This window comes from Halalkalibacterium ligniniphilum (genome assembly GCF_000334155.1).
In the GTDB taxonomy this organism is placed as follows: domain Bacteria; phylum Bacillota; class Bacilli; order Bacillales; family Bacillaceae_D; genus Halalkalibacterium; species Halalkalibacterium ligniniphilum.
Map to the genome: position 1 here is coordinate 1 of NZ_ANNK01000100.1, position 15,904 is coordinate 15,904.

Annotated in this window: 10 protein-coding genes, 1 pseudogene and 1 riboswitch; all 11 genes and pseudogenes read right to left on the reverse strand. The window is 40.0% G+C overall.

What is annotated here, in order from left to right:
- On the reverse strand, window positions 1-875 hold an 875-nt coding region (locus BLT_RS0112110), incomplete at its 3' end, for a PepSY1/2 domain-containing protein (protein WP_017728061.1).
- 20 nt (window positions 876-895) lie between these two features.
- Window positions 896-1,885 (reverse strand): spore cortex-lytic enzyme, encoded by a 990-nt coding sequence (sleB, locus tag BLT_RS0112115; protein WP_017728062.1) that lies wholly within the window; start codon window positions 1,883-1,885, stop codon window positions 896-898.
- Between the two features lie 666 nt (window positions 1,886-2,551).
- The gene (locus BLT_RS0112120; protein ID WP_017728063.1) at window positions 2,552-3,961 is read right to left on the reverse strand and encodes a sensor histidine kinase; all 1,410 of its coding nucleotides are present in this window, start codon (window positions 3,959-3,961) and stop codon (window positions 2,552-2,554) included.
- A complete protein-coding gene (locus BLT_RS0112125; RefSeq protein WP_017728064.1) occupies window positions 3,958-4,647 on the reverse strand; it encodes a response regulator transcription factor in 690 nt (229 codons plus the stop codon). Before BLT_RS0112125 ends, BLT_RS0112120 begins: the two co-directional genes overlap by 4 nt.
- 164 nt (window positions 4,648-4,811) lie before the next feature.
- A complete protein-coding gene (asnB, locus tag BLT_RS0112130; protein ID WP_017728065.1) occupies window positions 4,812-6,719 on the reverse strand; it encodes an asparagine synthase (glutamine-hydrolyzing) in 1,908 nt (635 codons plus the stop codon).
- Between the two features lie 159 nt (window positions 6,720-6,878).
- Window positions 6,879-7,210, reverse strand: a pseudogene (locus BLT_RS0112135) (CNNM domain-containing protein); the annotation flags it as partial.
- A gap of 545 nt (window positions 7,211-7,755) precedes the next feature.
- Entirely contained in the window at window positions 7,756-11,199 is a 3,444-nt protein-coding gene (gene metH, locus BLT_RS0112145; RefSeq protein ID WP_017728067.1) for a methionine synthase, read from the reverse strand.
- 31 nt (window positions 11,200-11,230) lie between these two features.
- Complete coding sequence (locus BLT_RS0112150; protein WP_051045243.1) at window positions 11,231-13,024, reverse strand: bifunctional homocysteine S-methyltransferase/methylenetetrahydrofolate reductase; 1,794 nt, start codon at window positions 13,022-13,024, stop codon at window positions 11,231-11,233.
- Window positions 13,025-13,090: 66 nt separating this feature from the next.
- A complete protein-coding gene (gene metC / locus BLT_RS0112155) occupies window positions 13,091-14,257 on the reverse strand; it encodes a cystathionine beta-lyase (protein WP_017728069.1) in 1,167 nt (388 codons plus the stop codon).
- Between the two features lie 15 nt (window positions 14,258-14,272).
- A complete protein-coding gene (locus tag BLT_RS0112160) occupies window positions 14,273-15,391 on the reverse strand; it encodes a methionine biosynthesis PLP-dependent protein (protein WP_017728070.1) in 1,119 nt (372 codons plus the stop codon).
- A gap of 129 nt (window positions 15,392-15,520) precedes the next feature.
- Window positions 15,521-15,628, reverse strand: a riboswitch (SAM riboswitch).
- Window positions 15,629-15,725: 97 nt separating this feature from the next.
- Window positions 15,726-15,887 carry a hypothetical protein gene (locus BLT_RS24235; RefSeq protein WP_017728071.1) on the reverse strand — a complete coding sequence of 54 codons (162 nt, stop codon included), beginning with the start codon at window positions 15,885-15,887 and terminating at the stop codon, window positions 15,726-15,728.
- Window positions 15,888-15,904 lie beyond the last annotated feature (17 nt).

Below are 15,904 nucleotides of genomic sequence, written 5' to 3' on the forward strand. Positions count from 1 at the left end.
TCTTGATCAGAAATTTGCCGCTCCTGTAAAAACCAAATGGGATGACCACCTTGCTTTGTAATATCCATATAATAATGGGATTTTTCATTAGGGTCATCGATCACTAAGCTATAGGCTTGATACGGTAACCCTTTACCTGTCTCACTCACCTCCACTTTGGTATTTTCACCCATCTCCAGGTAATCTAGAGCGATATTTTTCGCCTCTGCTTTCGAAATTTTTTTCCCGTCGAGTCGTTTCGCAAGCTTGTCTTCGTTAATGTTTTGAGCTGCCATCCCAGCGCCCCACTCAACCTCGCTCACGCCCTTCATTTTTTCATCCATTAGATGAAAGCCATTTAACACAGCATTATCTAATGGTTGTTCCTGTGCCTTAAACTCTTTATCAATATCTAGAAACCGCATGTCCTGCTTTAACATTGTTGCCTGTGTTTTTCTCAGTTCATTTTTAATATCCTTAGAATAGCTATATAATTTTTCAAGGGTTCCGTATTCTTTATCAGTCAGTGGTTCACTCTCTAAATCACGAATCGATGTTTTGTAGCTAAATGTACCAAGCTTGTCTAAAAACTCTTCTGTTTTTGTAAGATCTACCGCAGCTAAAGGCAGCTGCCCAACCTCTTCTTTTGCTAAACTTGTTACCCGCCAAACTTCTGCAAGTGAAGGAGTTAACTGTCGCTGTGTATTCATTGCAAGTGTTTTTCCCAACTCATCTTCAATTTGATCTAAATGGTATGCCAATTCATGAAAAGCTCGCTGATAATGAGATTCTGCATTTAATGCAAGCACTTGGTTTCGATCCTTTTCTTGATATGCCCAATAGCCAGTCCCAATAAGCGCTAATGCTAAAATACCAATAATAAAATTTCGTATCATCACCAATCACCTCCAATAAATTACTCGCAAAAGATATGTTTTCCAATTTTTTTAATTTGTGGTCTTGTCCAAATCCAACCTGACGTCGCTGTATCTGGGTTAAAATAGTAAAGCGCATTTCCACTCGGATCCTGTCCGTTTAGGGCATCCAATACGGCTCGTCTAGCCGTTTCATCCGGCTCAAGCCAAATTTGTCCATCCGCTACCGCTGTAAAAGCGCGCGGCTCGAAAATAACACCAGAAACCGTATCAGGAAAAATTGGGTTATTAACTCGGTTGATGATGACTGCTGCTACAGCCACCTGCCCAACATAAGGCTCACCTCTCGCTTCACCATATACTGCATTGGCCATCAATTGAATATCATTATCTGAATAGCCTGATGGAACATTCATCGCCTTTTCTATCGTTGGCTCATTGTTTTGCTCTATTGGTACTTCTTCATATGGTACAGGCTCTTCAGGTGGTTGTTCTGCTTGCGGCGGTGGTGCTGGCCCTTCTGCAGGCGGCTGCTCCCCTTGCGGCGGTGGTGCCGGTTGTTGTTCTTTTACTGGTTGTTTTTGCGGTTCCTTTGGAGCAGGCTGCGGTTGTTGTTTTTTTGTCGCGCTTCCCTTCGGCCCTTTTTGAATGTGTTTTGGCGTACCTCCATAATGGGTGAACTTTCTTCCTTCTTGAAGAGCTTTTTGCACAAATTTTTCGTTATAGTACGTGGAGCGAGCGAGCATATCCTTCATCTCCGGACCAACAAGCCCATCGACATCGAGACCAAATTCAGATTGGTAATTTCTCACAGCCCAATATGTGCCCCAGCCGTATACGCCATCAATTTTCCCATTATAATAACCGATGTACTGAAGGCGTGATTGAAGCTCAACAACATCATCACCTGTGGCACCCTTTTGTATCACTTGGTCAGTAAATGCCTCTGCATTCATCCCTTGACTCAAAAAGCATATGCCAGCAAAAAATACAATGAGAGAAAGCTTTCCTATTATTCGTTTGCAGCTCATGTTGTAAGACCTCCTTAGCTTTCCTAAATTAATCGCGCTACTTGTAGCAATAACCAATTCGATACATATAAAGCATCGTTTGTCTCTCACACTAAGGATAGTGTTTGTTGGCAAATTGTTTTTATTCAGTTAGAGTTGAAATTCACTAAGACCCCTTCTTTACAACAAATCTAAAACCTTTATGCCGATAAATTGAAAAAAACACAGTGGAAAGCTCACTGTGTTTTTTTCATTTCTATTCATTTACTTGCAAGCACATTAAAATACCTTCCTTCAGGATGGGCAAACACCATTGCGGTAACAAAAGCTATTATTACTTGCTCAACTACAAGGATTCGAGAGCCTAGAAGAGATGAGCGATGCACTAATAGATGATGGACTCCAGAATAGATTAGTGAAATTTACCGCTAACGATGGGCAATTGAGCTATTCTTTAAATGGCTCAAGCAGCACGTAGATATCCTTATGGTATGAGCGAAACGGCTATTCAAAATCAAATCTTCCTTGCGCTCATTTAAATTAACTGAACATAATCGTTGTACTGCGTAGCAAAATAACCCCTTAAACCAAATGTTTTCTTCAACTAATTGAGCATTTTGGAAGAAAGATTTTATAATAATCCCTGACTAAAACCCTTGAAACTTTTCACTTGTTTTAATTCTGTTTTTATAATTTCTTTCCCCCTAAGATCGGAAGTATAATCTTAAAAGTCGATCCTTTTCCCTCTTCGCTATTAACAGTTATCTGCCCGCCATGCAACTCAATAATCTTTTTGGAAATAGTTAACCCAAGACCTGAACCACCCGTTTCTCGGGATCGTGATTTGTCTACTCTATATAGACGTTCCCATATACGCTGAAGGTCCTTTTCAGGTATACCAATACCATAGTCAACAATTTCAATGATGCAATTGCTGTCTTTTTTATAAGTTAAGACATTGATTTTTCCACTAGCTGGAGAATATTTCTTTGCATTTTCAAGAAGGTTAATAATGACTTGTTGGAGCCGATATTCGTCTCCTATAACATATACAGGAATTGGTGATAGCTGGACATTCAATTGAATTCCTTTTTGCTCGATAGATGGACCGATTAAGTCTAAGGCATTAATCATGACCGTTTCAATCGAAATCCGTGTTTGTTGCATCGTAAATCCTTTATGTTCCATAGTAGATAATTCAAATAAATCCTGTACTAATCGTTGAAGTCGCCCACTTTGTTTATTCAACAAGGTTAAATATTTTATTTTATCTTCCTCACTCATTACTTCCTCATTTAATAAGACTTCTACATACCCTTTAAAGTAGGTCAAGGGAGTCCGCAATTCATGCGATATATCTACAAATAGTTGTGTGCGTTGTTGTTCATAATTTTGGATGTTCTTTGACATTTGATTAATAGAATGGGATAAAATCGCAATCTCATCAGATCCTTTTGTATTTAATTTCCAGTTATGATTTCCTTCTGAAAGTAATTTAGTTACTCTAATAATTTTCAACAAGGGTTGCACTACTTTATTTGAAGTGACATAAATAAGTAGTGCGCTAATGACCAAAGTAATAAAACCAATAATGATAAATATCTTTTGAAGAAAAGCAACAACTTGACGAACGAGGTCAGTCGGACTAAACATCAAAACTTTACCAACCGTTTCATCATTTTGTTTTATATAAGATTCGGTAACAAAAAAATCTTCATTCTTCCAATCTGAAGCTATAGTAGGACCATGACCCTCATATCCATGAGTAATTACCTCATTTAGATAATCGGGAGAAAGCTGCGTAATTCTTTCAGATGCAGCTAAAATATCACCGTTATTATTAACAACTAATATCATCTTTGATGTTGTACTTTCAATAAGGCCAGCATGATTAATTAATGCTTCATCATAGTGGTTGCTAAGTACCTCTGCATAAGCTTGACTGCGTTGAATAAGTTCATCAATTGTATCTTGCGTATAAAAGTTAACAAAAAACAAGTACAAGATACTCACAATACTAATAATAAGAATAAAAAATATTGCAAACAAAAGTGTGCCTAATTTAACAGAAATACTGTTTATTTTTCTTTTTTTCACCCTAACTTATACCCCACTCCCCATACTGTTTTGATTACACTTTGGCCGGAAATCCCGGCATCTGTTAATTTATCACGTAAGTGTTTAACATGTGTATCTACACCTCGATAATCACCAATGAAATCATAACCCCATACTAACGCTAAAATATCGTCTCGACTAAATACACGATTTTTATTTAATAATAGTAATTCAAGGATTGCGTATTCTTTTGGTGTAAGTGATACTTCTTTCTCTAAATAAAAAACTTGGTGTGCTTTTCTTTTCATTACTAGACCATTAAAAAATAACGTGTTACCTCTTGTTTCTTGTTCACCAACTCCATATCTTCGTAAGACCGCTTCAATACGAGCGAGTAACTCTTCTTGTTCAAATGGTTTGGTTAAATAGTCATCTGCCCCCATTTTTAGCCCCTCTACTTTGTCCCAGGTTTGAGTACGTGCTGTTAACATAATGACAGGGACCTGTGAAACCTTTCGTATCCTTCTACAAACTTCAAACCCATCCATTTCAGGCATCATTACATCCAACAAAACAATAGAATATGATTTTTCTTCTATTTTTTTAATGGCCTCTATACCGTTTATTGCTTCGTCTACCACATAACCTTCTTTTTTCAAATGTAATTGTAATAATTCACGCATTGGGGCCTCATCCTCAACGATAAGAATTCGTATCCCTTTCATTCGTACCACCCCTTATGTAGTTTTCGGTATTTCGGTTCGATTTTCTATATAATTCCAGAATATATATTTGAACCACAATAAGTTTCATATAACAAAAAGTACCCCTATCAGATGGTATTTATCTAGATAGGAGTAAAAATTGAGAACTATTTACAAACTGATTACTAGGAATATTCAACTTGCAATTTTTTCTGTTGTTGATGAGTAGCTAGTTTGGTCATATCATATTCACCTTCAATATAAACTTGATGCCACATCATAAACATTAAAATCACCCATAGCTTCCGACTGTTATCTCTTTTGTTATTTACATGTTCCTCTAATAATTTATAGACTTCATGTTTATTAAAGATGTAATCAACTTGGCTTATATGAATTAAATGATTTGCCCAATCATATAATTCATCTTTGAGCCAATGACGAAGAGGAACTGGAAATCCCAATTTTTTTCGATTAAGCACACTGACTGGAACAATTCCCTCTGCAGCTTTTCTCAGTAAATACTTTGTTGTATTATGATTTATTTTATCCTTTGTTATAAGTTTAGATGCCACATCAAAAACATGTTTATCCAAGAAAGGAACTCTTAACTCAATCGAATGTGCCATTGTCATTTTATCTGCTTTTAATAAAATATCTCCTCTTAACCAAGTATGGAGATCAATATATTGCATTTTAGTTACAGCGTCATATCCAGTTGTTCGATTGTAAATTGGTCTTGTAATACTTCTATAATCAAAATGGGGATTGTAATTATTTAATAATAATTCCTTTTCTTTTTCATCAAATATTTTGGCATTTCCAATATATCTTTCTTCTAGAGGAGTCACTCCTCGTTCAATAAAACTCTTCCCTTTAATTCCTTCTGGTAGAATCCGGCTTAATCTTTGCAATAGATACTTTACTGGATCAGGGATATAATTAAAAAGTCTGAGAGAGTGCGGCTCACGATAAATGTTGTATCCCCCAAACAGCTCGTCTGCTCCTTCCCCCGACAAGACAACTTTTACATGTTTTCTCGCCTCACGTGCTACAAAATACAAAGGCACAGCTGATGGATCTGCAAGCGGATCATCCATATGCCAAATAATCTTAGGGAGTTCCGCCAAAAACTCTCCTGGTGTAATAACATAGCTAATGTTTTCCAAGTTTAGCGCGGCAGCTGTTTCTTTAGCAACATTAATTTCACTAAATCCATCTATTCCAAAGCCAACGGAAAATGTTTTTAAATTAGGATTAACTTCCTTTGCTAACGATACGATATATGAAGAATCTATTCCTCCTGATAAGAATGCTCCAACTGGAACATCACTTCGCATATGCACATCTACTGAGTCGATAAGCGCGTTGCGAATTTCTTTTACCTTTTCATCTTCTGGCCTATACACTGGTTTAAATTCTGGTTTCCAATAGCTCTTAATATTCATTTTACTTCTCGGCTTTTGGGTAAAGTAATGACCCGGAGGTATTTTTTTTATTTGCATCATCATTGTTTCTGGTTCAGGAACATATTGATAACTAAGATAATGTTGCAATGAAGTATGATTTAAATCACCTTTCAATGCTATAAGGATACTCTTTTTTTCAGATGCAAAGTAAGTTAAGCCATCTTGTTCAGAATAAAAAAAAGGTTTAATACCAAAATAATCTCTTGCTCCAAATAATTTTTGCTCTACTTTATCCCATATAACAAAAGCAAACATTCCTCTTAATTTTTGAACACATTGTTCTTTATAGTGGCTATAAAGAGCAAGAAGAACTTCTGTATCAGAATGAGTAGAAAAGTGGTAGCCTTTATTTAGTAATTGTTTTCGAAGTTCTATATGGTTATAGATCTCTCCATTAAAGATTATCCAGTACCTTTCATTTTCATAGGATAGAGGTTGATGTCCACTTTCTATATCAATTATACTCAATCTTCTAAATCCAAAATGAATGTGATCATCTACGTAATAACCCTCATCATCAGGTCCCCTATGCATAAGCATCGAATTCATTTCTATAAATTGATTCATCGTATCGGAATTCATTTTTTGAGGTTTATCATACAGACAACCAATAAATCCACACATTTGATTCACCTACCTAATTGTATTCTTTTTTCACCTATTAACCGTTGATGTCTAACATACAATCAGAACCAAATTTTTCAGTTAAAAAAGCGATACTCGTACAATATCAAATAAATATGGAGAAAATATTGAGGTCATGTTTATTATGAGAATTATAATAGGGAGTACTTCTCCAAAGACAAGGATAAGGATGGCCATGACCATCGTGCTAATTAGTAGTCCTGTATTGCCACCAAATAAAGCTGTTGCAACCTGTGCGGATATGGTCGCAGCTGCAATGTTCACTAGGTTATTTCCAATCAAATTAGTTGAAAGAGCCTGTTCAAAATGTTGCAAGATAAAGAAGGCTTTCACACCACCAGGTCTATTCTCATCTGTATAGCTTTTTAGTCTTAATTTATTTACACTTGAGTAGGCTGTTTCATCTGAAGAGAAAACAACGCTGACAAGATCAGTGAGGTGATAAGCACGAGTACTAAATTCAAAGGTATGTTGGACTAGATGAATCATCTCTCCTATCCTTAAGGTGCCAGCATATATTTAACTATTTCCTGAACTTGTTTAGTATCAATCGTTTCTAACAATTCCACCATATGTTTTTTTTCACGTTTTTCATGAGAGTATAAAATATTTTGTGTAATTAACTAAAGACATAGAAAAAGGAAGACCTTTTCTTGGTAGAATTAAGTCACCGCAACCAATCCTAGAAAAAAGGTCCTCCCTATGAATCAGTTTACAACAGATATTGTCCAAGCTCTAGTCCAAAAACAAGATATTATTACCGAAATTTTTCGTGCGTATTTAGAAACAGCTGTGAATAAATACGCACGAAAAATTGTTTTTGTGTGTTTCGTCTGGCTTTCTTTCGTTTCTTTTGCACAACATAAAAACCCCCTTCCGTTTGTAGTAAACGAAAAGAGGTTTAAATTTAACAGACGGTTTCATAATTCCATTTAGAATGAATTATTTAACAATATTTTGAAATCAAAGGCATCAAATATTCGTAAATATTGTTTAAACCCTTGATATATAAGCCTTAAGCAAGCACATTAAAATATCTTCCTTCAGGATGGGCAAACACCATTGCGGTAACAGATGCTTCTGGTTCCATCATAAATCCTTCAGTTAAATGGATGCCAATCTTTTCAGGCTGTAATAACCCAAAAAGCTTTTCCTGGTCTTCTAGGTTGGGACATGCTGGATAGCCAAATGAAACCCGGACACCGCGGTATTTAGCAGCAAAGCGTTCCTCCATTGTAAAATCAGCAGAATCAGGGAATCCCCATTTGTCACGCATTAGTTGATGCGTCCGTTCGGCAAATCCTTCTGCTACTTCAAGCGCCGTCGCTTGAATTAAGTGACTAAACAGATAATCTCCAGCAAGCTTTGCATCCTCTGCCATTTGGCGAACGCCTTGACCTGCAGTAACAGCCAAAAAGCCAACATAATCCATCTCCCCACTGGACACAGGACGTAGGTAATCTGCTAAGCAAAGAAACGGTTCATGCTGCTGACGTGGAAATTCAAAGGTTTCAATGACCGTTTTATGGTCAGGCCCATAAATTAAAATCGAATCTCCATCGGATTGGGCCGGGAAAAACTGATACATTCCGTGAGCTTTCAGTAAGTTCTCTTTTTTGATTCGTTGCAATAAGTTGTCGACCTTTTCTTTTAAATCCATGGCTTTTTCGTCTCTTTCTTCTAGTAAGCGAGACACTTTTCCTTGCAAGCCAAGGTGACGCCCGAGCAGCATTTGCATATTAATGTACGGCTCAAGATGTGAAAGCTTATAATCTTTTAAAATATGCGGCTGTGTATCAGCTGGCACGGCAACAGGTACCGTTGTTGAAACACTTGAGCGCTTCGGCAGTGTAGCCACCGCTTCTCGCTGCCTTGCAAATGGTTTAGCTTCTTCTTTGGCTGCACGTTTTTCAGCTAGTTCTGTTGCAAGACGCTCGGCTTCCTCAGGCTTAACGAGCTTATTCGCAAGTTCTAATCCATTCATGGCATCCTTCGCATAAAGAACGAGTCCTTCATATTCAGCAGCAATTTTCGTGTCGGTAAATTTACGTGTCAACGCTGCTCCTCCAACTAAAATTGGAATCGAGATTTGCTGCTGACGTAAATCCTGTGCTGTTAATACCATTTGCTGTGCAGATTTTACGAGTAGGCCTGACAATCCAATTGCATCCGGATTCTCCCGTTTTACCGCTTCAATTAGCTCATTGGATGTCACTTTAATTCCTAAATTGACGATTTTAAAGCCGTTGTTACTAAGGATAATTTCCACAAGGTTTTTTCCGATATCATGGACGTCCCCTTTAACAGTAGCAAGGATAATCTTACCCTTCCCGTTATCATCCGCTTTTTTCTCCATATGCGGTTCGAGATGGGCCACAGACGCCTTCATGACTTCTGCACTTTGGAGTACCTCGGCGACAATCAGTTCATTGTTATTAAACAGCTTACCAACTTCATCCATCCCATCCATCAGCGGACCATTTATAATATCTAGTGGATCATCGTATTTGGCAAGGGCTTTATCAAGATCTTCAATTAAGCCTTCCTTTGTTCCTTCAACAATATATGCTGCGAGCCGCTCTTCCAAAGATAGGTTTGAAACTTCGGTCTTTTTCTCTGCTTTTTTCCCGCGATAGAATGCTGTGAATGTAGCGAGTGTCTCATCCGTCGTTTCAAATAGAAGCTTTTTCGCCATCTCCTTTTCTTCATCAGAAATCGAGGCATAGCGTTCTAGCTTTTCAGTATTGACAATCGCGTAATCAAGCCCAGCTTGTGTGCAATGATACAAATAAACCGCATTTAACACTTCACGTCCAACAGGCGGTAAACCGAAGGAAACATTACTTACCCCAAGAATCGTCAAGCATTCAGGTAACGCTTCTTTAATCATGCGAATCCCTTCAACTGTGGCATTCGCTGAGCCAATATATTGCTCGTCCCCTGTACCGACTGGAAAGACAAGGGGGTCAAAAATAATGTCTGATGGGTTTATTCCATACTTATTGACAAGCAAATCATATGACCGCTTCGCCACTTCTAATTTTCGTTCTGCTGAAACGGCCATCCCTTCCTCATCAATCGTTCCAACAACGACAGAAGCCCCGAATTTGTGCACAAGGGGAACAATTTTCTCAAATCGCTCCTCCCCATCTTCAAGGTTAATCGAGTTAATGATTGCTTTCCCTTGAGAATAGGTTAATGCTTTTTCAATGACTACTTCGTCCGTAGAGTCAATCATAAGAGGGACCTTCACCTTGTTCACGACAAACTGTAAAAAGGCTTTCATGTCCTCAAGCTCATCACGATCAGGGTCTGCCAAGCAGACATCAATAACATGGGCGCCGCGCTTCACTTGAGCACGAGCTATCTCAGAGGCTTCCTCGTATTTTCCTTCCGCAATCAAACGTTTAAATTTACGAGAGCCGATAACATTCGTTCGTTCCCCAACAAAAAGCGGTCTCATGCTATCATCATATATTAATGGTTCAATCCCTGATACAGCATGGGGATGGCGGTCCTTTCGTTTACGTGGCTCATAATCCTTTAAGACATCAACAAGCGTTCGAATATGCTCAGGGGTTGTTCCACAACAGCCACCGACAAGGTTGAGCCAGCCTTTTTCTGCAAAACCAGCAAGCTTTGCACCAAGAGATTCAGGTGATTCATGATAATGCCCTTCCTCATCCGGCAAACCTGCATTCGGATAACAGCTCACATACGATGTGGAAAGCTCAGAAAGCGATCGAATATGATCACGCATAAATTCAGGTCCAGTTGCACAGTTAAGCCCGACAACCGTCGGCTTCATATGCTCTAATGATAAGTAAAAGGCTTCAATGTTTTGTCCAGCAAGGGTTGTCCCCATTGGTTCAATCGTTCCAGAAATAATTAACGGAAGCTTGACACCTGTTTCTTCAAAAGCACGCGTCATACCAATAAACGCTGCTTTTACGTTCCTCATATCCTGACTTGTTTCAAGAAGAAGAATATCCGCTCCACCCTTAATAAGTCCTCGCGCCTGTTCATGGTATGAATGACTTAATTGCTCAAACGTAACGCCACCTGTAACCGACAACGATTTTGTTGTTGGTCCCATCGCTCCAGCGACAAAACGAGGCCATTCAGGTGTTGAAAAATCCTCCTTCACTTTCTTGGCAATTTCGACAGCGAGGCGATTTAGCTCTTCTGCTTTGTACCCTATATCATAATCATCTAGTACGATATCAGTCGCACCAAATGTATTCGTTGCAATAATATCAGCACCTGCTTCTAAATAGGCCCGATGAATCCTTTCGATGACGTGGGGAGCTGTTTCATTCAAATGCTCATTACAGCCTTCGTACTCTTCACCACCGAAGTCTTCAGGCCCTAAATTGGCGTTTTGAAGCATTGTACCCATTGCGCCATCGAGAATGAGGATTTTTTTCTCTAATTGCTGTTCAAACAAAGACTTCGTCATGAATATCGTCCTTTCATATAACCACATTCCATCATTCTTTATTGATTAAGGAACTCTCGGTTTTTTGCTTTAAATATCGGGTGAGCTCCACCGTCATTTCATAGCGTAAAAATGGAGTAATTAAATAAATGCCATTAAAGTATTGCGCCGCTACATCAGCAAGTGATTTTGCGATGGCAATCCCTTCTCTTTCTGCTTTTTCTTTATCTTCGCCTGCAGCCGCCATCCGTTCACGTATATCGTCTGTTAGCTTAATGCCTGGAACCTCATTGTGTAAAAACTCTGCATTACGTCCACTTGTTAAAGGCATAATCCCAATATAAATGGGCTTATCGATATGCTTTGTGGCCTCGTACACTTCTTCGATTTGCTTTTCACTATAGATTGGTTGCGTCATAAAGTAGTCGGCACCACTCTCGATTTTTTTCTCCATTCGTTGAACAGCTCGCTCTAAATGACGAACATTTGGATTAAGCGCTGCCCCAATCGAAAAGGACGCCTTTTCTCCAAGATCTTTTCCTGAAAAGGAAATACCCTCATTCAATTGCTTTATTAACGAGATTAATTGAAAGGAAGACACATCATAGACAGATGAGGCGCCTGGAAAATCCCCCACTTTTGTCGGGTCCCCTGTAATCGCTAATAAATCGGTAATACCTAGCGCGTGTAGCCCCATTAAATGAGATTGAAGACCAATTAAATTTCGATCACGGCACGTGACGTGGACGAGAGGCCTCACACCAACCTGCTCCTTTACCATCGCTCCTAATGCCAAATTGTCCACACGTGGAGATGCTAGAGAGTTATCAGCCATCGTAACAGCATCAACCCCTGCCTCTTTCAGTACCTTTGCCCCGTGAAGAAAGCGATCGACACGAAGCTTTTTTGGCGGGTCCAGCTCAACAATGATCGACGGTCGACGTTTGACAACCTCAGCAATAGGCTCATGGCTTTTTGGGCCACCTGTTCCGTAAGACCGTTCGTTTTGAATCTGAATTTTCACTCGTTTCTTTGTTATTGGAGTCATTCCTTTTACTGCTCTTGAAAAAGCCTCTATATGTTCTGGGGTTGTTCCGCAGCAACCGCCAAGTAATCGTATTCCTTGCTCAACAAAACGCTTCCCCATTTCATAGAAGTAATCAGGGTTAGATTGGTAGAAATAACGACCGTCTCGGTAATCTGGTAAACTAGCATTCGGATAAGCGGACAAAAATGCATCTTCAAACAACGGTACCGCCTCGAAGGAACGAAGCATATGAAAAGGACCCATACGACAATTTAGTCCAATTACATTTGCCCCAGTCGCCTTCAGCTGCTTTAAAGCATTCTCTAGCAAAACACCACCTTGCATAACGCCAACCTCGGCAATGGACACTTGTACAATGATTGGTAATGTTGTTAGCTTTCGAGCCAGACCTACAGCCATTTTTGCTTCGTCCAAATCATAAAAGGTTTCGAGCAAGATTCCGTCAACGCCTGCCTCAAGCAAAGCATTGAGCTGTTCGCTAAATGCCTCTTCTACTTCACGAATGGACACAGCTTCAAGCTGGAGGCTACGAACGCCTCCGATCGTCCCAACAACAAACACATCTTCCCCAGCCGCTTCTCTTGCTAAGCGAACTGCGTCTTGATTGATTCGTTGCACTTTATCTTGCAATTGATATTTTTCTAATTTGATTCGATTTGCTGCATAGGTATTGGTCTGCAGCACATTCGCACCAGCCTTAACATAGGAACGATGCGCCTCTAGTATACGTTGGGGGTCGGTAATGTTCAACTCTTCAAAACAACGATCGACACCTTGTTCATAGAGGAGGGTCCCCATTGCCCCGTCTCCGATTAATACTTGCTGTTCTAATGCTTGAAGCAAACGACTCAAGTGAATCCCCCTCTACGTGAATGATTTTTCAATCGCTGCAAACGCACGTTGAAAGTCTTCGATTAATTCCTCTGGCTTTTCTAGACCTAGCGAAATGCGCAAAAGTCCGTCACTAATCCCTCTTGCTGCTCTCTCTTCCTTTGGCATCGCTGCATGGGACATTTTCGCTGGGTACGATAAGATAGACTCCACTGCTCCTAAGCTAACAGCAAAAACAGGAAGCTCCACCTTGTCGACAAATGCTCGGACTGCATCTTCACTTTCTAATTCAAAGGACAAGACCGCCCCATAGCCATAGCCTTGCTCTTTTTGAAGCTCATGACCTGGGTGATGGGCTAATCCAGGGTAATAGACGTGCTTTACAGCAGGCACGGTCTCAAGCCATTCTGCAAGCATCAATGCCGCTTTTTGCCCATGCTCCATACGCACGTGCAATGTTTTTAAACCTCTTAAAACAAGCCAAGCATCCTGTACACCAAGGACTGCACCGAACGAGTTTTGTAAAAAGGCTAGCCGTGAAGCAAGCTCCTCATCCTTTACAACTGCAAGTCCAGCAACTACATCACTGTGACCGCTAATAAATTTCGTCGCACTATGTAATACGACATCGACACCTAGCTCAAGCGGTCGCTGCAAAGCAGGTGTCAAAAACGTATTATCTAAAAACGTTAAACACTGATGCTGCTTGGCTAATTCTACCACTCCGCGAATGTCTGTCACGTTTAAGGTAGGATTGGAAGGTGTCTCCATATAAAGAACTTTCGTCTTTTCATTAATCGCTGCTTCCACTTCTTGCAGGTTCGTCATATCAACAAAGGTATGGTCAATGCCAAGCCTTGTCAGCACTTCAGTTACAAGTCGAAACGTCCCACCATACACATCTTTTGTTAGAACAATATGATCGTCTTTTGAAAGGAGCATAAATGCTGTAGAGATCGCTGCCATTCCCGAGGCAAAAGCAAAGCCCCTACTCCCGCCTTCTAATTCAGCGATCGCTTCTTCCAGCGCTTCCCGCGTTGGATTGCCAGAACGGCTGTAATCGTACTTTCCAAACGTATCGAAATCTTGCTGATGAAAGGTCGAAGCGTGCTGAATCGGAACACTTACTCCTCCTGTCACTGGATCGAATTTATGTTGATTGTGCAGTAGCCTTGTTTGCAAACTATAGTTCCGTGTCAAATGAATTCATCCTTTCTACTTCGTGGCATGCTCCCGTACATAAGCAAATGCTTGCTCTAAATCAGCAATTAAATCATTCACATTTTCAATTCCTACAGAGAAACGGAGGAGACGGTTACATACTCCATTTGCAAGACGAATGTCTTCAGGAATATCTGCATGAGTCTGAGTAGCAGGATAGGTCATTAGACTCTCTACTCCACCAAGGCTCTCTGCAAATGATATTAATTTTAACTGCTGTAAGAATGGGTTCACGTGGCTTTCAGAGGCGATACGGAAGGACAGCATCCCCCCACGTCCTGGATAAAGCACATCAACGACCCCTTCATGAGCTTCAAGGTATGCAGCAATCTTTTTCGCATTTTCTTGATGCTTCTCCATTCGTAAAGCTAGCGTCTTCATGCCGCGAATTAAAAGCCATGAATCAAAAGCCGATAACGTCCCTCCAATGCCATTATGGTAATAGCCAATTCGTTCACATACTGCTTCACCCTTCGCAACAATCAACCCAGCAATCACATCATTATGACCACCTAGATATTTTGAAGCACTATGAATGACAATGTCTGCTCCCTCTACAATCGGTTGCTGGAGAAGTGGTGTATAGAACGTATTATCAACGATGAGCAAGAGGTTGTGCTTCTTTGCAACCTTTGCAAGCTCTTGAATGCTAGCTTCTTGCATAAGGGGATTTGTTGGCGTTTCAATAAATAGTGCTTTCGTACGTTCTGTAATCGCCTCTTCAACCGCCTGAATGTTACGCGGATCGGCATAAGAAAAATTTAACCCCCAACGCTTCCAGCCCTGCTCGAATAAACGATACGTCCCTCCGTAAAGATCTTGGGAAGCGACCACTTCATCACCAGATTCAAACAATGAAAACACAGTTTGAATGGCAGCCATGCCAGAGCTACAGGCAAACCCCTTATCTCCTTCTTCTAGAAGGGCAATGGCATTTTCTAGCACTTCACGGGTTGGATTCCCTGTTCGTGCATAATCATATCCTGTCGATTCCCCAATTCCAGTATGACGGTAAGCCGTCGAAAAATAAACAGGTGTATTAACAGCCCCTGTACGCTCATCAATCCGATTTCCAATTTGAACCAAAACACTTTCGAGTTTATCTCGATTCATGTTGCTCCTCCTATTCTCCTACCCATTCTACCTTTGAGCCACGTTCTCTCTTTTATGGGAATATCGTTTGTATTTATTAAAAAACACCTTCCTCACAATAAGAAGAAGGTGTTTGCCTCAAATCACTTCTCCTTATCTTTCAAGCGACCTCGCTTGATGGATTTAGCACCTGACCAAAGGATTTGGCTGGTTGCTGAGACTTCGTCGGGCCATTCCCTCCATCTCTCTTGATAAGAACTCGTATATTTAATTATTTGCCTTTAGACAAAATTACAACAATTCTAGTCTCTTTGCAAGGAAAATTTTCATTTTTCTAGATTTAGACCTCTTTCTTTTATTCAGGAGAACCCTCCACGTACAGATGATGGTCATTTCCACAAATGCATTTCTTAAATCCTGTTCCATATTCACCTTTTTCATTTAAGCGCCCTCTCAAAATGTATTTCTCCCCACATCTTAGGCAACGAATGACAACACGGTAACGGTCCTCAACCATCACATACTCTCCTTTCC

Excerpts from the sequence above, each read along its gene's own strand:
- sleB (WP_017728062.1), bottom strand. The coding sequence starts at position 1,885 with ATGAGCTGCAAACGAATAATAGGAAAGCTTTCTCTCATTGTATTTTTT.
- BLT_RS0112125 (WP_017728064.1), bottom strand. The coding sequence starts at position 4,647 with ATGAAAGGGATACGAATTCTTATCGTTGAGGATGAGGCCCCAATGCGT.
- asnB (WP_017728065.1), bottom strand. The coding sequence starts at position 6,719 with ATGTGTGGATTTATTGGTTGTCTGTATGATAAACCTCAAAAAATGAAT.
- metH (WP_017728067.1), bottom strand. The coding sequence starts at position 11,199 with ATGACGAAGTCTTTGTTTGAACAGCAATTAGAGAAAAAAATCCTCATT.
- BLT_RS0112150 (WP_051045243.1), bottom strand. The coding sequence starts at position 13,024 with ATGGGGACCCTCCTCTATGAACAAGGTGTCGATCGTTGTTTTGAAGAG.
- BLT_RS0112160 (WP_017728070.1), bottom strand. The coding sequence starts at position 15,391 with ATGAATCGAGATAAACTCGAAAGTGTTTTGGTTCAAATTGGAAATCGG.
- BLT_RS24235 (WP_017728071.1), bottom strand. The coding sequence starts at position 15,887 with ATGGTTGAGGACCGTTACCGTGTTGTCATTCGTTGCCTAAGATGTGGG.